18 protein-coding genes are annotated in these 21,630 nt (G+C 31.2%); 12 read left to right on the forward strand and 6 right to left on the reverse strand.

What is annotated here, in order from left to right; genetic code table 11:
* Position 1 precedes the first annotated feature (1 nt).
* From BUC09_RS05395 to BUC09_RS05430, 8 genes are all read left to right on the forward strand, one after another.
* Positions 2-775, forward strand: a complete 774-nt coding sequence (locus tag BUC09_RS05395; RefSeq protein ID WP_073309440.1) for an O-methyltransferase — start codon at positions 2-4, stop codon at positions 773-775.
* A gap of 79 nt (positions 776-854) precedes the next feature.
* On the forward strand, positions 855-1,541 hold the full coding sequence (locus tag BUC09_RS05400) for an ABC transporter ATP-binding protein (protein ID WP_073309442.1): 687 nt from the start codon (positions 855-857) through the stop codon (positions 1,539-1,541).
* An 85-nt stretch (positions 1,542-1,626) separates the two neighbouring features.
* Positions 1,627-4,554 carry a M16 family metallopeptidase gene (locus BUC09_RS05405; protein ID WP_073309444.1) on the forward strand — a complete coding sequence of 976 codons (2,928 nt, stop codon included), beginning with the start codon at positions 1,627-1,629 and terminating at the stop codon, positions 4,552-4,554.
* Positions 4,555-4,682: 128 nt separating this feature from the next.
* A complete protein-coding gene (locus BUC09_RS05410; RefSeq protein WP_073309446.1) occupies positions 4,683-5,063 on the forward strand; it encodes a DUF3887 domain-containing protein in 381 nt (126 codons plus the stop codon).
* Positions 5,064-5,068: 5 nt separating this feature from the next.
* A complete protein-coding gene (locus BUC09_RS05415) occupies positions 5,069-5,638 on the forward strand; it encodes a cob(I)yrinic acid a,c-diamide adenosyltransferase (RefSeq protein ID WP_073309449.1) in 570 nt (189 codons plus the stop codon).
* A 145-nt stretch (positions 5,639-5,783) separates the two neighbouring features.
* The gene (locus tag BUC09_RS05420) at positions 5,784-6,005 is read left to right on the forward strand and encodes a DUF2795 domain-containing protein (RefSeq protein WP_002986941.1); all 222 of its coding nucleotides are present in this window, start codon (positions 5,784-5,786) and stop codon (positions 6,003-6,005) included.
* 78 nt (positions 6,006-6,083) lie between these two features.
* Complete coding sequence (gene secA / locus BUC09_RS05425) at positions 6,084-9,443, forward strand: preprotein translocase subunit SecA (protein ID WP_073309451.1); 3,360 nt, start codon at positions 6,084-6,086, stop codon at positions 9,441-9,443.
* 68 nt (positions 9,444-9,511) lie between these two features.
* Positions 9,512-10,144, forward strand: a complete 633-nt coding sequence (locus tag BUC09_RS05430; protein ID WP_073309453.1) for a class I SAM-dependent methyltransferase — start codon at positions 9,512-9,514, stop codon at positions 10,142-10,144.
* A 10-nt stretch (positions 10,145-10,154) separates the two neighbouring features.
* Here the strand turns inward: BUC09_RS05430 and BUC09_RS05435 are convergent, their stop codons facing one another.
* The 3 genes from BUC09_RS05435 to BUC09_RS05445 all read right to left on the reverse strand — a co-directional run bounded on the left by BUC09_RS05435 (position 10,155) and on the right by BUC09_RS05445 (position 14,226).
* The gene (locus tag BUC09_RS05435; protein ID WP_073309456.1) at positions 10,155-12,308 is read right to left on the reverse strand and encodes a TonB-dependent receptor; all 2,154 of its coding nucleotides are present in this window, start codon (positions 12,306-12,308) and stop codon (positions 10,155-10,157) included.
* Positions 12,309-12,404: 96 nt separating this feature from the next.
* On the reverse strand, positions 12,405-12,773 hold the full coding sequence (locus tag BUC09_RS05440; protein WP_073309457.1) for a hypothetical protein: 369 nt from the start codon (positions 12,771-12,773) through the stop codon (positions 12,405-12,407).
* Between the two features lie 49 nt (positions 12,774-12,822).
* The gene (locus BUC09_RS05445; protein WP_073309459.1) at positions 12,823-14,226 is read right to left on the reverse strand and encodes an FAD-binding oxidoreductase; all 1,404 of its coding nucleotides are present in this window, start codon (positions 14,224-14,226) and stop codon (positions 12,823-12,825) included.
* Between the two features lie 210 nt (positions 14,227-14,436).
* Here BUC09_RS05445 and BUC09_RS05450 point away from each other — a divergent pair, with 210 nt between their 5' ends.
* A complete protein-coding gene (locus BUC09_RS05450) occupies positions 14,437-16,122 on the forward strand; it encodes an SBBP repeat-containing protein (protein ID WP_073309461.1) in 1,686 nt (561 codons plus the stop codon).
* Between the two features lie 63 nt (positions 16,123-16,185).
* On the opposite strand, the gene BUC09_RS05455 is transcribed toward BUC09_RS05450, so the two are convergent.
* The gene (locus BUC09_RS05455; protein ID WP_073309463.1) at positions 16,186-17,091 is read right to left on the reverse strand and encodes an AEC family transporter; all 906 of its coding nucleotides are present in this window, start codon (positions 17,089-17,091) and stop codon (positions 16,186-16,188) included.
* 293 nt (positions 17,092-17,384) lie between these two features.
* On the opposite strand from BUC09_RS05455, the gene BUC09_RS05460 reads away from it, so the two are divergent.
* Together BUC09_RS05460 and meaB are read left to right on the forward strand one after the other, a co-directional pair.
* Positions 17,385-17,582, forward strand: coding sequence for a hypothetical protein (locus tag BUC09_RS05460; protein WP_073309465.1), 198 nt, complete (start codon positions 17,385-17,387; stop codon positions 17,580-17,582).
* Positions 17,583-17,755: 173 nt separating this feature from the next.
* Complete coding sequence (gene meaB, locus BUC09_RS05465) at positions 17,756-18,838, forward strand: methylmalonyl Co-A mutase-associated GTPase MeaB (RefSeq protein ID WP_073309467.1); 1,083 nt, start codon at positions 17,756-17,758, stop codon at positions 18,836-18,838.
* Positions 18,839-18,850: 12 nt separating this feature from the next.
* On the opposite strand, the gene BUC09_RS05470 is transcribed toward meaB, so the two are convergent.
* On the reverse strand, positions 18,851-19,735 hold the full coding sequence (locus BUC09_RS05470; protein WP_073309468.1) for an NHL repeat-containing protein: 885 nt from the start codon (positions 19,733-19,735) through the stop codon (positions 18,851-18,853).
* Between the two features lie 54 nt (positions 19,736-19,789).
* On the reverse strand, positions 19,790-20,380 hold the full coding sequence (locus tag BUC09_RS05475; protein WP_073309470.1) for a TetR/AcrR family transcriptional regulator: 591 nt from the start codon (positions 20,378-20,380) through the stop codon (positions 19,790-19,792).
* 165 nt (positions 20,381-20,545) lie between these two features.
* Here BUC09_RS05475 and BUC09_RS05480 point away from each other — a divergent pair, with 165 nt between their 5' ends.
* On the forward strand, positions 20,546-21,178 hold the full coding sequence (locus BUC09_RS05480) for a hypothetical protein (RefSeq protein WP_073309472.1): 633 nt from the start codon (positions 20,546-20,548) through the stop codon (positions 21,176-21,178).
* Positions 21,179-21,630: the final 452 nt, after the last annotated feature.

Genomic DNA, 21,630 nt, shown 5'->3' on the forward strand with positions numbered 1-21,630 from the left:
AATGCTACAAATCATAAAATCATATTTCAATTTTCTAAAAAACTCCACAAATGAACACGGAGTGCACTCCCCTTTTGTATTTAATTTAGTAACCAGATGTTTTTATGATAAAACTAATCACCCTGAATACCTGACTTTAAAAGAATACCGAAACAGTTTACTTCAAAACAACAATACTATTGAAGTAACCGATTTTGGCGCTGGCTCTCGTGTTTTTAAAAGTAATCAAAGAAAAATATCTGCTATTGCTAAAAATGCAGGAATCTCAAAAAAAAGAGCAAGACTTTTATTTAGGATTGTTCGCTATTTTCAACCTTCAGCTATTTTAGAAATAGGAACTTCTCTAGGTTTAGCGACTTCTGCCCTTTCAACAGGAAATCAAAAGGCTGTAATTACAACATTAGAAGGCTGTACAGAAACATCAAGAGTTGCACAAAATCAATTTGAGAATTTTAGATTTAATAATATCAAATCAGAAGTAGCTGAATTCTCTGTATATTTAAGAAATACTTCGTTTTCTACTTTCGACTTAATCTACTTCGATGGTAATCATTCTAAAAAAGCCACATTAGAATATTTTGAAACCTTATTACCAACCATTACAAACGAAAGTGTTTGGATTTTTGATGACATTCATTGGTCACAAGACATGGAAGAAGCTTGGAAAACAATAAAAAATCATCCAAAAGTAAAAGTTACAATTGACACCTTTCAATGGGGATTAGTATTCTTTAGAAGAGAACAAGAAAAAGAACATTTTATAATTAGGCTATAAATTATCAAATACAAATCTTAAATAGTGTAACATTTTTTTATTTTTATGTCTAATATGCCAAAGTTAAACTTCAAACTAAATGACCCATTCATTAATTGACATAAAAGACATAAAACGTGATTTCCAACTTGGAAGCGAAACTATAAACGTTTTAAAAGGCATCGACTTACAAATTAATAAAGGTGAATATGTAGCTTTAATGGGGCCTTCTGGTTCTGGAAAATCTACCTTAATGAATCTTTTAGGTTGTTTAGACACTCCTACTTCTGGAACGTATATCTTGAATAACAAAGATGTGAGCCAAATGGTCGATGATGAATTAGCTGAAATACGAAACAAAGAAATTGGATTTGTTTTTCAGACTTTCAACTTATTACCAAGAACAACTGCTTTAGATAATGTGGCATTACCTATGATTTATGCTGGTTATTCGAAGACCGACAGAACAAATCGCGCTAAAGAAGTTCTTAATCAGGTTGGTTTAGGAGATCGTATGGACCATCAGCCCAATCAGCTTTCAGGAGGGCAACGTCAGCGTGTCGCAGTTGCTCGTGCATTAGTAAACAAACCTTCTATCATTCTTGCAGATGAGCCTACAGGAAATCTTGACAGTAAGACTTCTGTAGAAATCATGAGGCTTTTTGATGAAATCCATGCTAATGGCAATACTGTAATTCTAGTAACTCACGAAGAGGATATTGCACAACATGCACATAGAATTATTCGTCTTAGAGATGGTCTTATTGAAAGTGATAACACAAAATAAAACAATTAACATTTCATTATCATTTTATAAAAAATCTCCTACTATTTTTGATTTATTAAATTAATTAAATTAATTAAACTAAATAATGCTAAACAAATTAAAATTTGCAATTTTAGCAATACTATTTTCCTCTATAGTATTTGCTCAAAGCCAACATCAGTGGAAAGAAGCCTCAGTGAATGGTTACGCCTATAAATATGTGACCAATGACCCTACAAAAGCACGTTTTTATACTTTAAAAAATGGACTAACTGTAATTTTAAGTCCTACAAAAAAAGACCCCAGAATTCAAGCATATGTAGCAGTTAAAGCAGGAAGCAAAACAGATCCATCAACAAATACAGGACTAGCTCACTATTTAGAACATATGTTGTTCAAAGGAACGGATAAATATGGTTCTTTAGATTGGGCTAAAGAACAAGTAGAGCTAAACAAAATAGATGGGTTGTATGAGCAATACAACAAAACAACTGATGAAGGTCAACGTAAAGCAATTTATAAAAAAATTGATTCAATTTCAGGAGTTGCTAGTAAATATGCCATTGCTAATGAATATGATAAAATGATGAGTGCTATGGGAGCTCAAGGGACAAATGCTTTTACATCTTTTGAACAAACTGTTTATACTGATGACGTTCCAAGTAGTTCCATCGATAAATATTTAGCAGTTCAAGCAGAACGTTTCCGTAATCCTGTTTTACGTATTTTTCACACTGAATTAGAAGCGGTATATGAAGAGAAAAACAGAACTTTGGATAATGATGGACGTAAAGTTTTCGAAACATTATTTGCTAATTTATTCCAAAAACACAACTATGGCTTACAAACTACTATTGGAACAGTTGAACATTTAAAGAATCCTTCATTAGTAGAAATTCGAAAGTATTTTAATAAATATTATGTTCCTAATAATATGGGGGTTATTTTATCTGGAGATTTCAATCCGGATGAAGTTATTGTAAAAATTGACAAGGCTTTTGGTTCAATGCAAAATAAGCCAGTTGAAAAATATACTTTCCAACCAGAAAGCCCAATTTCAGCACCAATCATAAGAGAGATAGTAGGTCCAGATGCTGAAAGCTTAACAATTGGTTATCGTTTACCAGGAAACAAAGATAAAGATGCATTATTGGCCGATTTAGTTGGTAAAATTTTAACTAACGGAAAAGCAGGTTTATTAGATTTAAACTTAGTTAAACAACAAAAATTACTTAGAGCCAGCGCTTTCACTTATTCGCTAATAGATTATGGAGTTCTATATTTCTCTGCAGCTCCTACAAATGGACAATCTTTAGAAGATGTAAAAACCTTAGTATTGGCTGAAATTGAAAATTTGAGAAAAGGAAATTTTGATGACAACTTGATTCCTTCTATCATCAATAATATCAAAAAATCTAAAATTTACGAAACTGAAAAATATTCAGATAGAGCAAGCACATTAATGGATGCTTTTACTTCTGAATTAGACTGGAAAGATCAAGTAGCTTATGTAAATGATTTATCTAAAATCAAAAAAGAAGACATTGTTGCATTTGTAAATAAATATTTGGGAGAAAACTATGTCGCTATCTTAAAACGTAAAGGTGAAGCTCCAAAATCAAACAAAATAGAGAAACCTTCAATTACACCTGTAGAAACAAATGCTGATAAACAATCAGATTTTGTAAAAATGGTAAATGAAATGCCTAGTATTTCTGCACAACCAGTGTTCTTAGATTTTAATAAAGATATCGAAAAATCTAAATTAGGTAAAGCTGAAGTATTGTATGTAGCAAATAAAGACAATGATATTTTCCGTTTAAAATACCGTTATAAAATTGGTTCATTAAACGATTTAAAGCAATCAATCGCCTCTCAATACATTCAATTTTTAGGAACTGACAAAATGAGTGCAGAACAAATTTCAAAAGAGTTTTATAAAATAGCATGTAGTTTCAGTGTAACTACTGGAGAAGAATACACAACGGTTTCAATTGAAGGTTTACAGGAAAATTTTGAAAAAGCAGTTACGTTATTTGAAGATGTTATCAACAACGTAAAAGCAGATGAAGTTGCGTTAAAAGCATTAAAAGCTCGTTTAGCAAAAGCTCGTAAAGACGCAAAAGCAAACAAAGGTGCAATTCTTCAAGGATTAACTAGTTATGCACAGTATGGTCCTAAAAATAAATTCAACAATACACTTTCTGATAAAGATTTAGAAGCTATTACTGCACAAGAATTATTAGACCATATTAAAAATTTAAACAACTTCGAACAAACAATCATTTATTATGGTCCTCAACCATTAACAGCTTTAGTTGGTAAGTTAAAAACTATTCATACAGTTCCAGCATCATTTGCTTTAGCGCCTGCTATGAAAGATTTCAAACAAATTGCACAAACCTCTAATCAAGTATTGTTTGCTGATTATGATATGGTACAGGCTGAAACTCGTTGGATTAGAAACACTGAAAATTATGATTCAAACAAATCAACAATCGTAAATGTTTTCAATAACTATTTTGGTGGAGGTATGGGGTCATTAGTATTTCAAACTATCAGAGAAAGTAAAGCATTAGCGTATAGCACTTATGGTTACTATATAGCTCCACAAAAAAAAGAACAAGAATACTACATGTTAGGATATGTGGGTAGCCAAGCAGATAAATTCAAAGAAGCTACGACTGCCATGAATGAATTATTGATAAAAATGCCTGAATTACCAACTAATTTAGAATTAGCTAAAACTGGCGTTAAAAAAGACATTCAAACAGAACGTATCACTCAAGACAACATTATTTTCTCCTATTTAGCAAACAAACAATTAGGTGAAACTTCAGATATTAGAAAGAAAATATACAACTCTGTTGATGCTATCACTATGCAAGATGTGCAAAATTTCCACAAAAATAATCTTTCAGGAAAACCGTATACATATGCTATCGTGGCTTCAGAGAAAAAAATATCTATGGATGATATGAAAAAATTAGGTGATGTAAAGAAAGTTTCTTTAGAAGAGATTTTTGGATATTAGTCTGTAATATGTTTCTAAAAAAAAGACTGCTCTTATAAGCAGTCTTTTTTTATTCTCCAAACTAATGATTAAAACAAATCTTTCACCATCAGTAATAATATAATATATTTGATGCAATATTTGTTTTAATGAAAAAAACAATACTAATATTATTCTTTCTAGCATCTACTATTTGTTTTTCACAAAATGTGACTCATAAAACAGTTACCAATACTTTTATACAAAATTTCAATAACTACAATTTTGAAGGAATATTTCAATCATTTTCAGAAAAAATGCAAAAAGCTAAAACTAAAGAATACTTTCATGATTTTTTTTCAAGAATAAGAATTGAAAATGGAGCGATTTTGAATTTAGAGATTTTAAAGTATAAAGAAAACAAACAAAAGACAACACAAGGAATATATGATTCTCAGAATGAAAATGGTGAACTTACAATAAAAATTACTATTGATAAATCTGGCCAAATAGTTGGTTTATATATATTTAAAAAGAAAATTTACATTTAAAACTTATGAAAGTTTATACAAAAACAGGTGACAAAGGAACCACAGCTTTATTTGGCGGAACACGTGTCCCTAAACATCATATAAGAATAGAAAGTTACGGTACAGTTGATGAACTAAATTCGCACATAGGACTTATTCGTGATCAAGACATCAATTCGTTATACAAAAATGTTTTAATCGAAGTTCAAGATAGGTTATTCACACTTGGAGCCATTTTAGCTACTCCTCCTGAAAAAGAAGTTCTAAAAAACGGAGAAAAACGACTTCAAAATCTAGGAATCACAGAAATTGATATCGAATATTTAGAAAAAGAAATTGATACTATGGAGGCCGATCTACCTCCTATGACGCATTTTGTTTTGCCAGGAGGTCACACAACCGTGTCATATTGTCATATAGCACGTTGTGTATGCCGTCGCGCTGAGCGTTTAGCTACACATTTACATGAAATTGAACCTACTGATGAACTTGTTTTAAAGTACTTAAACAGACTTTCTGACTACCTTTTTGTACTGGCACGAAAGTTGTCACATGATTTGTACGCTAATGAGGTACCATGGATACCTAGAAAATAGCTATTGATCATTAGTTTTATTCATTAAAAACTAAGGCTAAATAATCAAAAAAAGACGTTCTTAAATTTAACTGAAAATAAATCAAAAAAAACTTGATTTTTTTTGTAGAAAAATTATATTTGCACAAATTAAAATTTTTACTGAGATGTATTGGACATTAGAATTAGCATCGTATTTAAGTGATGCTCCGTGGCCTGCTACTAAAGACGAATTAATCGACTACGCCATTAGAACTGGTGCACCTCTAGAGGTGGTAGAAAACTTACAATCTATCGAGGATGAAGGCGAAATTTACGAGTCGATGGAGGAAATTTGGCCAGATTATCCAACAGACGAAGATTATCTTTGGAACGAGGATGAATATTAATAAAAATAAAACCTACTAAAAAAGTCTCTTTGGAGACTTTTTTTTTGGTTAATTTTACACATTTTTAAAATAAATACTATGAGCTTCATAAACAGCATATTGAAGGTTTTTGTTGGTGATAAATCTGAAAAAGATGTAAAAGCAATCCAACCTATTATAAATAAAATAAAATCATTTGAAGGAGCACTTTCGCAACTTTCTAATGACCAGTTAAGAGCAAAGACTACTGAGTTTAAAGACAAAATCAAACAATCTCGTGCCGATAAGGACGCAAAAATAACTGCATTAAAACAAGAAGTAGAAAGTATTTCTGATGTTGATGCTAGAGAAGATGTTTACAACGAAATAGACAAACTGGAAAAAGAAGCTTACGAAATTTCAGAAAAAACATTAAACGAAATTCTTCCTGAAGCATTTGCTGTAGTAAAAGAAACTGCTCGTCGTTTTAAAGAAAACACAGAAATAACAGTTACTGCTACTCCAAAAGATTTGGAGTTATCTGCTACAAAACCTTACATCTCAATTCAAGGAGACAATGCAGTATGGGCAAACTCTTGGGATGCTGCTGGAAAAGCAATTACTTGGGACATGATCCACTATGATGTTCAAATGATTGGTGGTGTGGTACTACATCAAGGTAAAATTGCCGAAATGCAAACAGGTGAAGGTAAAACATTAGTAGCAACACTTCCTTTATACTTAAATGCTTTAACTGGAAATGGTGTTCACTTAGTAACTGTGAATGACTATCTTGCAAAACGTGATAGTACTTGGAAAGCACCTTTATTCGAATTCCACGGATTAACTGTTGATTGTATTGACAATCACCAACCTAACTCTGACGCTCGTAAAAAAGCTTACAACGCTGATATCACTTACGGAACTAACAACGAATTTGGTTTCGATTACCTTCGTGATAACATGTCACACTCACCTAACGACTTAGTACAACGCAAACATAATTTTGCTATTGTGGATGAGGTTGACTCTGTATTAATTGATGATGCTCGTACACCATTAATTATTTCTGGTCAAGTTACAGATGGTGACCGTCACGAATTCAATGAATTAAAACCAAAAATTGAAGATTTAGTTGCTATCCAACGTCAATTAGCTAACGGATTTTTAGCTGAAGCCAAAAAATTAATTTCATCTGGCAACACTAAAGAAGGTGGCGTACAATTATTACGTGCTCACCGTGCTTTACCTAAAAACAAAGCTTTAATTAAATTCTTATCAGAAGAAGGAGTAAAACAATTACTTCAAAAAACTGAAAATGAATACATGCAAGATAACAACCGTAAAATGCCAATCATTGATGAGGCTCTATACTTTGTTATTGAAGAAAAAAACAATCAGGTAGAATTAACAGAAAGCGGAATCAAAGAATTATCAAAAACTACTGATGATAGATTCTTCGTTTTACCAGACATTGGAACTGAAATTGCTCGTATTGAAAAATTAAACCTTTCGAAAGAAGAAGAAGCTGAACAAAAAGAAGCTTTGTTTGCTGATTTCTCTGTAAAAAGTGAGCGTATCCATACCTTAACTCAGTTATTAAAAGCATATACTTTATTCGAAAAAGATACAGAATATGTTATCATGGACAACAAAGTAATGATTGTTGATGAGCAAACTGGACGTATCATGGATGGTCGTCGTTATTCAGATGGATTACACCAAGCTATTGAAGCAAAAGAAAATGTAAAAATCGAAGACGCTACACAAACTTACGCTACAATTACACTTCAAAATTACTTCCGTATGTACAACAAATTAGGAGGTATGACGGGTACAGCTGTAACTGAAGCAGGTGAGTTTTGGGAAATATACAAATTAGATGTTGTTGAAATTCCAACAAACAGAGGAATTGCTCGTAAAGATAAAGAAGATTTAATTTATCGTTCTGTTCGTGAAAAATTCAACGCTGTTGCAGAAGATGTTCAACAATTAGTAAATGAAGGACGTCCTGTGTTAATTGGTACAACTTCAGTTGAAATATCAGAATTATTAAGCCGTATGCTTAAAATGAAAGGTATTCAACACAATGTATTAAATGCTAAATTACACAAGCAAGAAGCACAAATTGTTGCCGAAGCTGGTAAACCAGGAGTGGTAACTATTGCTACAAATATGGCTGGTCGTGGTACCGATATTAAATTAACTGACGAAGTAAAAGCTGCTGGTGGTTTAGCAATCATTGGTACAGAACGTCACGATTCACGTCGTGTTGACCGTCAGTTACGTGGTCGTGCTGGTCGTCAAGGAGATCCAGGAAGCTCTCAATTTTATGTATCATTAGAAGATAACTTAATGCGTTTATTTGGTTCTGATCGTGTAGCAAAAGTTATGGACAGAATGGGCTTAAAAGAAGGTGAAGTTATCCAACACTCTATGATGACAAAATCTATTGAAAGAGCTCAAAAGAAAGTAGAAGAAAACAACTTCGGTGTTCGTAAACGTCTATTAGAATATGATGACGTAATGAACTCTCAGCGTGAGGTAGTTTACAAACGTCGTCGTCATGCTTTACATGGTGAGCGTTTAAAACTGGATATTGCTAACATGATTTATGATGTTTGTGATAACATTGTAGAAAAAAACAAATTATCTAAAGATTTCAAAAATTTCGAATTTGAATTAATTCGTTATTTATCAATAACATCTCCTGTAAGTGAAGCTGATTTTGGAAGATTATCAGATCAAGAAATTACTGGTAAAGTTTACAAAGCAGCATCAGAATATTATCAAGCTAAAAACGATAGAGATGCTAACGAAGCTTTACCTATCATTAAAAACATTTATGAGAATCCAAATAATCAATTCGAGAGAATTATTGTTCCTTTCTCTGACGGAATTAAATCGTTAAACGTTGTAACAGATTTAAAGAAAGCATACGAATCTCAAGGAAAACAATTAGTAGCTGATTTTGAAAAGAACATCACTCTAGCCATTGTTGACGAGGCTTGGAAAAAGCATTTACGCAAAATGGATGAGTTAAAACAATCTGTCCAGTTAGCAGTACACGAACAAAAAGATCCATTGTTGATTTATAAGTTTGAAGCATTCAACTTGTTCAAAAACATGTTAGATGGTATCAATAAAGATGTGATTTCTTTCCTTTTCAAAGGAGATTTACCTCAACAAAATACTAACATTCAAGAAGCAGTTGAAGAAGTTCATCATGAAAATTACATAGAGAGTAAAGACGAAGTGTTAAACATGGAAGAGCAAGCTGAACGTAATAGAGAAGCAATGCAAAATGCTGGTCAACCACAACACCACGTTACAGAAACTATTGTTCGTGATCAACCAAAGATTAACCGTAATGATAATGTTACAATCAAACATGTGATGAGCGGAAAATCTGAAACTATGAAATTCAAAAAAGCTGAACAACTTTTAGCTTCTGGCGAATGGGTTATCGTTCAAGAATAATATTATAAAACTATAGTAAATAAAATCCCTAACTACGATTTGTTGTTAGGGATTTTTTATATTTGAATATGAATCTTCCTTGTCCACTTTGTCAAACTGAAAGCACTTTTTTTGAAGAAGTAAAAACTCGTATGTATTATAAATGCCCAAAATGTTTTGGTATTTTTTTATCCAAAGAAAACTACATGAATTCTGAAGATGAAAAGAAACATTACGAATATCATAACAATGATGTAGAAGACAAAGGGTATCAAAACTTTGTTTCCCCTATTACAAATTCAATTCTGAATGACTTTAACGATTCTCATAAAGGTTTAGATTTTGGCGCTGGAACGGGTTCTGCGGTTTCAAAAGTTTTAAAAGACAATAATTACAGCATTAAGCAATACGATCCATTCTTTCATAATCACAAAGAATTACTTAAAAAAAAATACGATTATATAGCCTCATGCGAAGTAGTAGAACATTTTCATCATCCTGACGAAGAATTTAAATTATTGAAAAGTCTTTTAGAAGAAAATGGTAAGCTATATATCATGACGCATTTATATTCTCCCGAAATTGATTTTGCTTCATGGTATTACATAAAAGACCATACTCATGTGTTTATATACCAAAAAGAAACCATGCAGTGGATTGCAAAGCAATATGAATTTTCATTGGTAGAAATAGAAAATAGATTAATAATCTTTACCAATTAAAAAAAGCCTCTTAATGAGGCTTTTTATTTAAGAACAAACTATACTGCAAACCAAAAACGAAAGTGCTTGGCGACGCAGCGGTGTATGTAGCTGGTGATGAAGCTGTATTACCTTTGGTAACATTATAAGCATACAATTTGTCGGTAACGTTCATAGCATTTACAAAAAATTCAAATCCTCTCCATTGATAACCAACTCTCGAATTAAAAATATTGTAACCTTGATATTTTACAGTATTAATTTGATCTTGATACCAACTAGAAACCATTTGCCATTCTAGAGAAGCTCTAAAATTTGGCAACCATTCAGGGTAATAACTTACTTCAGAATTTCCAGTCCATTTTGGAGCTGAAGGCATCTCGAAACCATTTAAGTTTTTTACTGGATCTGATGGTTTATCAGAAATTTTAAAATCGACAAAAATATGTTGAGCAGTTGTTCCTCCTACTCTAATTTTAAATTGAGAACACACAGCATAATTAAGCGAAAACTCAATTCCTTTATGCAATGTTTTTCCAGCCGATTGATAATCGGTTGAATTATCAGGTTGACGAATATTCAACAATTCATTTTTACCTTCCATATAATACAGAGAATAATCGAATTGTAGTTTTTTATCAAGTAAACTCACCCAACCTCCTGCTTCATAATTATTAAATTTTGCAGATTCTAAATTATAATAAAACTCTGCTGGCTTTGGATTCATTCCTCCTGTTCCTGGTTTTGCTCTAAAAATTGAAGTAAGTGCAGGTGGTGAAAATCCTTGAGAATAATTTGTATAAAACCCAGCAAAAGTGAATGGATTATAATTGGCTCCAGCTTTAAAAGTAAATTGGTCATAAACTTTATCACCTTTTGATTTATCTACATTATTTATATAATCTAAACTCATATTATCATACCGACCTCCAAGAGTGATAATTACGTTTTGCAAAGGCTTAAGACTTAATTGAGCAAAGGTCGCTTTGTTATATATATCTGCCTCATAATCTGAAAGTTTAATGTCTGGACGAACCGCTAAAATTTGGTAATTATTAACCGTTTGACCTCCTGGATTTAAATTAGCTAGTAAATCTATTTGATATGCATTGTAATCAACTGGCGAATAATCAAATAGTCCGCCAATCACAATAGAAGAACTTAGAAACTCAAATTTTTGGTTGTGTTGTGCAACTAAACCGTAACTTTTAAAATTATTTGAATTAATTTCTCCTTTAGCAGTTGTTATTCCTTGTGTCCAACGAATACCATACGAAGGATTTTGCCCCAATTTATTATTTCTGGTAAAAACTGTAAAAGAAGTGTTTGAATTATTATTCCATTTCCCTTCAAAAGAAATCTTGCTTCTAAGAGCATTGGATTTACGGTAGGTAAAATCGGTAGTACTTTTATAGGTTCGATTATAAAAATCAGCTTCATTTACTGTTCCAGTCATATCTGAATAATATTCTCCATAGAAAAAAGTCCCATAAAGCTTTATTTTATTGGAAATATTGTAATCAATCCTTGCATTAATATTATCCTTGTTATAGTCCGAAAAAGTCATCCAAGAATTTCGCTGAGAGCTTGATAATCCTGCAACATGGAATCCAACTTTACCTATAGTAGTTCCACCTGCCACCTGAAATCTTCTATAACCCCATTGATCAGCTTGAAAACCAACTTTTAATTGTGGCTGAAGTGAAGGTTCTAAAGAAATTAAATTAACAGCGCCACCAACAGCTTCAGGGCCATAAAGAGACGACACTGGACCTTTAACTACTTCAATGCTTTGAAAATTGAACTGGTTAATTTCCAATAAAGCGTTGTGGTTGAAAACTCCCATTGGTCTAATGGGCAAACCGTCTTCTAAATACAAATAATAAGCATTTGTAGTCATTGGCTGTCGGATAGCCATCGAATGTTGCTCGTTACCTAAATTTACCATTAAAACACCGGGTGTTTTATTTAACAGTTCATAAGTACTTATAGCTTTTGTTTCATTAATTGTTTTTAAAGATAACTTCGAAATTGCAACAGGAACTTCACTTTTATGTGTTTGCACTCTGTTTGCAGTTACAACTATATCTTCTAATTGATTTGATTTTACAGAGTCTTTATGCATTGGGGTTTGTCCATACATAATTTGTCCTGATACCAAAAAGGCAAGGAATATTTTTTTCATTGTATTTAAATTATTGTAATAGAAATTTGCATTGAATAAATCAATAACAGGTTTTCTGCCATTAAGAAATAGCAGAATAAATTCATTTATCAATAATTAAACTGTAGGGGGATGAAAGACAAGAATAGAATCTTGGTAGAAATACAAATTTGAATATTCAGAATTCAAATTACTTTCAATAGGAAACTCTTGGTTTAAACCTAGTGAGTAATTTTTATCTTCGAAAAATAAGACTTCAAATTCATGATGTGCCGATTTTTTATCTGAAGAAGCAGGCATTTCTTTTTCGGAAGCCTTTGCAAGTTCTTTCATTAAGTGACACTTTCCGTTACAAGCCATTTTTGGTTTGTCTCGATTCTCACAAAGTTCTTTAACAATATAATCGTAATTGATAGCATATTCTAAAACCGGAAGTATTGGCTTCAAAATAAATAAAAACACTACAATTACAATCGCTTTTTTCACGTTGCAAAAGTAGTGCTCAAATAGTAAAAAAACTAACGTTTAAGATAGTTTATACTTTATCTGGTAAAATTTTACCTGGATTCATAATATTGTTTGGATCAAAAATATATTTGATTTGTTCCATTAGTTCCAAATGAGATTTTGAAAAGGCAATATCCATGAAATTCTTTTGAACAAAACCTATTCCGTGCTCTCCAGAAAGTGTTCCTTTTAAAGAAATAGTTAGTTCAAAAATTTCCCGAATTCCTTTTGGCACTTCTTTTTTCCAATTCTCATCGGTCATATCTCCTTTTACAATATTCACATGTAAATTTCCATCACCTGCATGACCATAACAAACCGATTTAAATCCGTATTTATTACCTATTTCTTTTATTCCTTTTAATAGTTTAGGTAATTCATATCTAGGAACTACTGTATCTTCTTCTTTGTATATTGAATTTGCTTTTACTGCTTCTGCAACGCCTCGACGCATACGCCATAATGCATTTTTTTGATCTTCGGTATCTGCAAAAAGAATTTCATCGATTTCAAATTTCTCAACAACTTCCATAATTTTTTCTGCTTCAAGCATTAAAATTTCAGGATAGTTTCCATCAACCTCAATTAATAAATGCGCCTGATGCTCTGGCTTAACCGTAACCGAAATTCCGTCAACATATTTTAAACTCCAATCGATAGCATCTCTTTCCATAAATTCTAATGCACTTGGCACAATACCAGCTCTAAAAATTGCTGATACCGCTTCACAAGCTTGTTCGGCTTTATAAAAAGGAACCAACATCAGAACGTTATGAGAGTTTTTAGGCCAAAGTTTCAAAACTGCCTTTGTGACTACCCCCAATGTTCCTTCACTACCTACCATTAACTGAGTTAAATTGTAACCTGTAGAATTTTTTAGGGTATTTGCTCCAGTCCAAATAATTTCTCCGTTGGGTAAAACTACTTCAAGATTCAAAACATAATCCTTGGTAACACCATATTTTACAGCTCTCGCACCACCCGAATTCTCTGCAATGTTTCCTCCAATAAAACAACTTCCCATGCTACTTGGATCTACTGGATAAAACAAGCCTTTTTGAGCCACCGTATCACGTAAAACTTGTGTAATCACACCAGGTTCAACCGTAACTTGTAGATTTTGTTCATCTATCTCAAGAATTTTATTCATGCGCTCCATCGACATCCCAATACCATGCAATAAACTTAATGCACCACCACTTAAACCTGTTCTTCCACCAATAGGAACTACAGCCAAGTAATATTTATTAGCCAATTTCATAATCTCGGATACTTCTTGGGCAGTGGCAGGTTTTACGACTACTCCTGGAGGAAAGTTATAATCTTCAGTTTCATCATGACCATAGTGTTTACGTGTTTCTTCATCAGTAAAAACAAATGAAGGTCCAACTATTGCTTCAAGCTTTTGTATTATTTCGGGTGTGAATTGCATGTCATGTTTATTTTAAACAAATTTATGAAAGTTAATTAGAATCAAAACAAAGCAAATAAACCTTCTTTTATTGATTTAAAAAAAATACTTATCGCAAAATCATACAATATAAATCTTCAAAAAAAAGACAATTCCACATATTTTTCAGAACTTTGCGTCCTCTTTTTAGAAATTTAAAAAATTACTGAATACGATTAAAAATATAACTAAGTGAAGAAAACATTACTATCAAGTCTTTTATTAATCTCTACATCATTATTAAATGCTCAAAGCTTTGAATGGGCAAAATCATTTGGAGGAACTTCTTCAGAGCAAAGTCTATACATGAGTATAGATGCTGCTGGAAATATTTATACTGTGGGAACTTTTACAGGAACAGTAGATTTTGATCCTGGAGCAGACTCAACTAATCTAACTTCTGCAGGAAGTACTGACATTTTTATTCAAAAAATAGACGCATTAGGTAATTTTATTTGGGCAAAATCATTTGGAGGAAATTCTTCTGATAATTGTAATTCCATAACTATTGACGGATCAGGAAATATTTATATGACCGGTTTATTTAATCTAACAGTGGATTTTGATCCTGGAACAGGTACAGCAAACTTCAGTTCAAATGGCAATAATGATATTTTTGTTTTAAAATTAGATAACTCAGGTAATTTTGTTTGGGCTAAAACATTTGGAGGAATATCATTCGATAGAGGTATATCAACCTGCATTGATTCTTATGGAAATATATATACTGCTGGAGATTTTTCTGGAACTGTAGATTTTGACCCAGGAAATGCTTCATCAAACATTACATCTTTTGGAAGCTCAAATATTTTTGTTCAAAAAATGGATTCCGACGGTAATTTTATTTGGGCAAAATCATTTGGAGGAAATTCTTCTAAATATTGCAGCTCAATCAATCTGGATTCTTTTGGAAATATTTACACTACAGGATTTTTCGAAGGAACAATAGATTTTGATCCTGGAATAGGTACAACCAACCTAACTTCTATAGGAGAAAGTGACATTTTTGTTCAAAAAATGGATTCTGACGGTAATTTTATTTGGGCAAAATCATTTGGAGGAACAACTTCAGAACAAAGTTTATCTTTGAGTATTGATACAGCAGGAAATATCTATACTACTGGAAGTTTTACAGGAACAGTAGATTTTGATCCAGGTGTAGGAACTTCCCAATTATCATCGGCTGGACTACCGGCCTTTTTTGTACAGAAAATGGATTCGGATGGTAATTTTCTATGGGCAAAATCAACAAATGGAAATTATCACGAAGTAGGTACATCAATCACTGTTGACAACTCAGGAAATGTATTTGCTACAGGATATTTTAATGGGACTGTAGATTTTGATCCTGGAACTGGAACCGCATACTTAACTTCAGTAGGGTCTTCTGATATTTTCTTAATTAAATTAGATACTTCAGGCAATTTTATTTGGGCAAAATCATTTGGTGGAACCAATTCAGACTACCCCAAATCGACAAAAGTAGATGCAACTGGAAACATATACACTACAGGAATTTTTTATGAAACAGCAGATTTTGATCCTGGAACTGGAATAGTAAATTTAACTTCTGCTGGAGCCACAGATATTTTTATACAAAAATTGAATCCTACTACTATGAATATTAATGAGTTTAATAGTTCTATTAAACTATCCTTATTTCCTAACCCAACTAAAGGAACATTTTTTCTTTCATTTAATCAAGATATTGATGATTTAGAAATAATAATCACAGATGTGCAAGGAAAAATAATATCTAAAGAAGCTTATAACACTTTTTTAAATGCAAACTTTGAACTCAAAGGATCTAAAGGTGTTTATTACTTAACTGTAAAAAATTCAAAAGGTCAAAATACAATAAAAGTTCTAAAAGAATGATGTTCACTAATAATGTATTTGGTCAAATACACCAAATTGATCACATACATATAAAATTTTAAATCATCTTAATACAAAATACCAAAAACCCAACGTTAAAAATGAAAGCGGTATCCCAAATCCAATCATCATATTCGCCAATTTAGGTTTAAGACCATAATTTGATGCTACAATTGCACCAGTAATCATTGGAGCCATTGCTGATTCTAGCAGTGATACTTGTACCTCTAGACCATTTCCTTTAAGAATAACCACATACAATAAATAGAAGAAAGCAGGTGTAATAAATAACTTAAACAAAAGTCCTAAAGTTAAAAACTTCCAATGTTTGCTTTTGCTATCAAATTCTAACTGCATTCCAACAGAAACTAAAGCTATTGGTGTTACTGTACTTCCTAGCCGTTGAAAAACTGATTGCAAAGCTTCAGGAAAATCAATTTGACTTAGGTTCAAAAAACAAGCAACTATAAAAGCAATAAACGGAGGAAACAAAAGTATTTTTTTTAAAATAGCGCTTGAACTAGTAGTATTTCTTGAATACATTGTAGCAATTAAAATAGCTAATGTTGAAACAACAACAAACGAACCAGGTTGGTCCACAATTACTGCAGTTTCAAGAGCTTGTTTTCCATAAACTGCTTCAATAACTGGAAAACCAACAAAAGAAGTATTACCCAATCCAGCAACTATTATTAAACATCCTGTAAGCTTTTTAGACCATCCAAATACTTTTGAAAAACCTGTAAAAAACAAATAGGAAAGTAAAAAACCCAACCAAGCAATTCCCAATGGATATAATAGTTTAGAGCTGATTTCTAATTTTGGAATATAATATAACGCAACAGCAGGAAGTGAAATGTAAATCACAAATTGATTAAGTGTTTTGTAGCTTAATGAAGGAAATGCAGCATTTCTTTTGAGTAAAAAACCCAAAATCATGCAAACAAAAATTAGTATTATATTATCCATAAAAAATAAACTACAATATTACGAGGAACTATAATATTTCAATAATTATTTTTTAGTTTATAAATCTTATGATTAAGTTATTAATGTTAACTATACAATTTGATTTGTAAGACACAACATACACTCAAAATTTAAATTTACTTAATTATGAAAAATAAATTTAAATAATGTTAATTTAATGAATTTAACTTATTATTTTAAAATTAATAAATAATAAATATTTATTTTTTAACATTTTTTTTGATTATTTATTTTTTATTCATATATTTATACAACCCTAAATTAAATATATTATGCCTAAATCTATGATTACTTACACTAAATTAACTCTAGAAAGAGTTAGTTCAGACCCTGCAAAATTTTGCAAAGAGCTTTTAAATGCTATTAAAATTTTAACTGTTTCAGAACTGGAGGAATTAGCCGTTTGGTTTGCAAATTTCACCAAAGAAAGACCTGAATTACAACACTGTAACATATCGTCTATGGAGTAAAATTACTTTAATACATTTCGGAACAAGTAAAGCATTTTTGTAGTGTTTTAATCTCAAATACACAGTATAACAAAGTTTATATTGTGTATTTTGCTATAAATAAAAATGAAAAAGTTTAAAACAAACTAATTATAAAATTCTTAAAAATTCATATTTTTACGAAAAGCTTTATTTTGAATTCCTCTTCCAAAAAATCAGCCTTAAAAGAAAATGACGGTATCGATCAACCTGAAGCCATTAGTTCATCTTCTATACAACAAATTCAAAAATTAAGAAGAAAGCAACCAACTGCAGATGATTTAATTACAGCCATTTTAAAGGGAGATAAGATCGCATTAAGTAGAGCCATAACTTTAGTTGAAAGCACTAATCCAGATCATATTGAGAAAGCAAATCAAGTAATACAAGGATGCTTACCTTTTGCCAACAAATCAGTTAGAATAGGCATCACAGGTGTTCCTGGTGTTGGAAAATCAACATTCATAGAGGCTTTTGGAAAATATTTGACTTCAATTGGTAAAAAAGTAGCAGTTTTAGCTGTTGATCCTAGCTCTTCAATTAGTCATGGTAGTATTTTAGGTGACAAAACCAGAATGGAAGAATTAGTAAGAGATGAAAATGCTTATATACGACCAAGCGCTTCTGGTGAAAGTTTGGGAGGAGTTGCACGTAAAACAAGAGAAAGCATCATTTTATGTGAAGCATGTGGTTTCGATACAATTTTAATTGAAACTGTAGGTGTTGGCCAAAGCGAAACAGCAGTACACAGTATGGTTGATTTCTTTTTATTATTGAATTTGGCTGGTGCTGGTGATGAACTGCAAGGTATTAAAAGAGGCATTATGGAAATGGCCGATTTAATTGTTATCAATAAAGCTGATGGAGATAACATAACTAAAGCGAAACTTGCTAAAACTGAATTCAATAGAGCTTTACATATGTTCCCTGCAAAAAGCTCTGGTTGGAATCCAAGTGTAACCACTTGCAGTGCTATTCAAAAAACCGGCATTGATACTACATGGCAAACTATTCAAAATTATTTGTTTGTAACCAAAGAAAATAGCTATTTTGAAACCAAAAGGGCCAATCAGAATCAATACTGGTTATTAGAAACAATCAATGACCAATTAAAAAACCATTTTTACAATAATTCTGAAATAGAAAGTTTATTGGAACAAAATAAAAAAGCCGTGCAAAACAATGAAAAATCACCTTTTGCAGCGGCTCAAGAATTATTAAAAAAATACTTTAAGTAATTTTATTCTATTTTAGTGGATATACATTAATTCTTTTCTAATGTTTACGAAGTATAATGCACCTTCTAACATTGCAGGAATAACTAAATGATCTCTTGAAACTGTTAAATCAGCTGGACCACCAATAAATTCAGGAAGCTTCATAACCGTCATTTTATGATTGTTCATCAAATCAATCGAAACAAGAATACCTTTTTTCTCCATAGCAATCCAATTAGTGAAATACAATACATCTTGATAAATGGTAATTCCATCATAAAGCCCTTCTAATTGAATTAATTGAGTGAATTTATTGTCCTTTAAGTTTATATAACCAATTGTTCCATTAACTTGGTTATTTGTACCAAAACCATTTACATATAATCTTGATGCAGCTTTATCAGCATATAATCCATTTATTCCATCAATTGCTACATCAGTAGGAACTTCTTCAAATGTTTTATTTGTCAAGTTTACTTTAAAAAGCTTACTCTTATCAGTTGCAGAAACATACAAAGTCGTTTTATCCCAAACAGCTATATCGTTAAGAAATGATGTTTGAGGAACAAAATCAATTTCATATAATTTTTTCCCTGTTTTAATATCAAATGCCACTACTCTATCTACATCAGCAACAAATAAAATATTATCATCTATCGCTAATCCTTTAGGAGCATTCAAAATCTCTTTAAAAAAATTATCGTCAATAACTTTTCCAGCTTTGTCAAGTCTTAATATCTTTCCATCACCATCTTTATCTGTTGGTCTCATTTTTGCACCTATGTCAGCAACATATAAAAATGATGCATCAGATGCAACACTTTCTGGGTAATTAAAACCACCAACTTTATTCACTTCTTGGGCATTTGAACCATAAAAACCTAAGATTAAACCTAAAGCAACTAAAACATTTTTCATATTTCCAATTATCTATTATTAAAAAATGCCATCTGGCATACTGTTGTTTAAAATTTATTTTTTTACTGAAAGAATATACTGCTCTAAGTAACTCATAGCTGAATTAAGCGAATTCATCTTATTCGTCACTTTAGCTTGTAAAATTCCTCCTTGAATTATCGACATAAAAACAGAAACAAACTCTTGCTTATTAATATCAGCAATAATTTCGCCATTTTCAATTCCGTTATTGATATGATTTATAAGGGTTTCTTCCCAAAAATTATAGGCATTTTCTACTTTAGCTTTTAATAAAGGATGAGTATCATCGGCTTCTGTAGAAGTATTTGTTATTGGACAACCAGTAATTAAAATTGAATTAGTTAAAAAATTGCGGTAAGTCTCAGGGTATACTAATAGTTTTTCAATAGACGAGTTTCTCGTATCCATAATCCCTCTGATGTAACTCACTAACCTTTCAAAATTATAATCAAAAGCTGCAAGAGCAACTTGATCCTTATTTTCAAAATTTCCGTAAATACTACCTTTAGTTAATCCAGTCGCTTCAATTAAATCATTGATAGAAGTACCTGCATAACCTTTTGCATTAAAAATGCATGCGGTTTTTTCTATGATATATTGCTTAGTACGATCTGCTTTTGACATCTAACTACTTAATTTTGATGCAAATGTATAAAAAAATACCGTTTGGTATTAAAAAAACAGAAAAGAAGTAAAATTAAATATATGAGATTATCAAAAAAGGGTGTTTTTCCTGTCCTAGTTTTGTGATATAAGCAATAATTTCGCAAGTAAATTAACATAAACAAAATGAAAACTAAAAGAAACGTCACTTTACTTGTAGCTTTAATACTACAGTTGTTAACCTCGTGTGAACCTAAAAAGGAGACCGAAGTTGTAAAAATGCCACATAACATTATCCCTGTTAGAAAAGGAATAATGATGAAAGAAACCTATAAAAATGATGTTCAAAGAATAATAGAAAGAAATAGAGAAAATGGAACATATCAAGGAACTGAATTTGCTTGGATTGATTTAGACTCTCTAAAAAATTACATCAAATTATTAGATAAAGTATCTGAATTGAATAACAAAAAAGTTACTGGAGTTAGAATTTATTTTTCTCAGTATCCTAAAGTTGGGAACTATAATAAAGAACAAATTGAAAAATTAATTCCCGGAAGAGAAACTATTTTCTTTGCTCCTACAATAGCAGCAGCACCAAGTGAAAAATCAAAAAGGTATCCCATTTTAGAAAATGTACCTTTTAGCATAAAAAACACTCGTGATAATAAATTAAAAGGAGAATTATCAGTTATCAATGCTCTACTTGGGCATAGCGAACAAAAAAGTGATACTTTACAAAAGCAAAGATTTTTAGAAGAGCAGGAAACAAGTTTATTACTTAATGAAGTTGCCATGTTTCCTCCTCCAAAACAGTAAACATGTAAATAATTTATGCCCCTAAAAAACATTACAACAGAAGACATTAAGTACTTAATAATCATATTGCAATTTATTACTGCAATTATCGGAAGTATTTATTATTATAAATTTAAAAATACAGTATTAAAATATTTTTTATTACTACTTTGGTACACTAGTGTAAATGACATTTTTGGTTTATTGTATCAAAGCTATAATAACGCTTCAAGCAATTATTTTATATATAACATATATCAAATTATAAGGTTTATTACCATACTTTTTATATACAAAGTGTACATAGAAAGTAAAATTTCAAAAAAAATAATTTCATTTTTTATAATTGCTTACTGTCTTTCTGTTGTAATTAACTTTTTTGTTGAATCCTTTTGGGATGAATATTTCCTAAATACGTTCATAATTGGCGCAACTTTTATTGCAATATCTGTTTTGCTCTTTATGTTTGAAAT

The sequence above is a fragment of the Flavobacterium terrae genome (assembly GCF_900142035.1).
In the GTDB taxonomy this organism is placed as follows: Bacteria; Bacteroidota; Bacteroidia; order Flavobacteriales; family Flavobacteriaceae; genus Flavobacterium; species Flavobacterium terrae.

Excerpts from the sequence above, each read along its gene's own strand:
- BUC09_RS05395 (WP_073309440.1), top strand. The coding sequence starts at position 2 with ATGCTACAAATCATAAAATCATATTTCAATTTTCTAAAAAACTCCACA.
- BUC09_RS05400 (WP_073309442.1), top strand. The coding sequence starts at position 855 with ATGACCCATTCATTAATTGACATAAAAGACATAAAACGTGATTTCCAA.
- BUC09_RS05405 (WP_073309444.1), top strand. The coding sequence starts at position 1,627 with ATGCTAAACAAATTAAAATTTGCAATTTTAGCAATACTATTTTCCTCT.
- BUC09_RS05410 (WP_073309446.1), top strand. The coding sequence starts at position 4,683 with ATGAAAAAAACAATACTAATATTATTCTTTCTAGCATCTACTATTTGT.
- BUC09_RS05415 (WP_073309449.1), top strand. The coding sequence starts at position 5,069 with ATGAAAGTTTATACAAAAACAGGTGACAAAGGAACCACAGCTTTATTT.
- BUC09_RS05420 (WP_002986941.1), top strand. The coding sequence starts at position 5,784 with ATGTATTGGACATTAGAATTAGCATCGTATTTAAGTGATGCTCCGTGG.
- secA (WP_073309451.1), top strand. The coding sequence starts at position 6,084 with ATGAGCTTCATAAACAGCATATTGAAGGTTTTTGTTGGTGATAAATCT.
- BUC09_RS05430 (WP_073309453.1), top strand. The coding sequence starts at position 9,512 with ATGAATCTTCCTTGTCCACTTTGTCAAACTGAAAGCACTTTTTTTGAA.
- BUC09_RS05435 (WP_073309456.1), bottom strand. The coding sequence starts at position 12,308 with ATGAAAAAAATATTCCTTGCCTTTTTGGTATCAGGACAAATTATGTAT.
- BUC09_RS05445 (WP_073309459.1), bottom strand. The coding sequence starts at position 14,226 with ATGCAATTCACACCCGAAATAATACAAAAGCTTGAAGCAATAGTTGGA.
- BUC09_RS05455 (WP_073309463.1), bottom strand. The coding sequence starts at position 17,091 with ATGGATAATATAATACTAATTTTTGTTTGCATGATTTTGGGTTTTTTA.
- BUC09_RS05460 (WP_073309465.1), top strand. The coding sequence starts at position 17,385 with ATGCCTAAATCTATGATTACTTACACTAAATTAACTCTAGAAAGAGTT.
- BUC09_RS05470 (WP_073309468.1), bottom strand. The coding sequence starts at position 19,735 with ATGAAAAATGTTTTAGTTGCTTTAGGTTTAATCTTAGGTTTTTATGGT.
- BUC09_RS05475 (WP_073309470.1), bottom strand. The coding sequence starts at position 20,380 with ATGTCAAAAGCAGATCGTACTAAGCAATATATCATAGAAAAAACCGCA.
- BUC09_RS05480 (WP_073309472.1), top strand. The coding sequence starts at position 20,546 with ATGAAAACTAAAAGAAACGTCACTTTACTTGTAGCTTTAATACTACAG.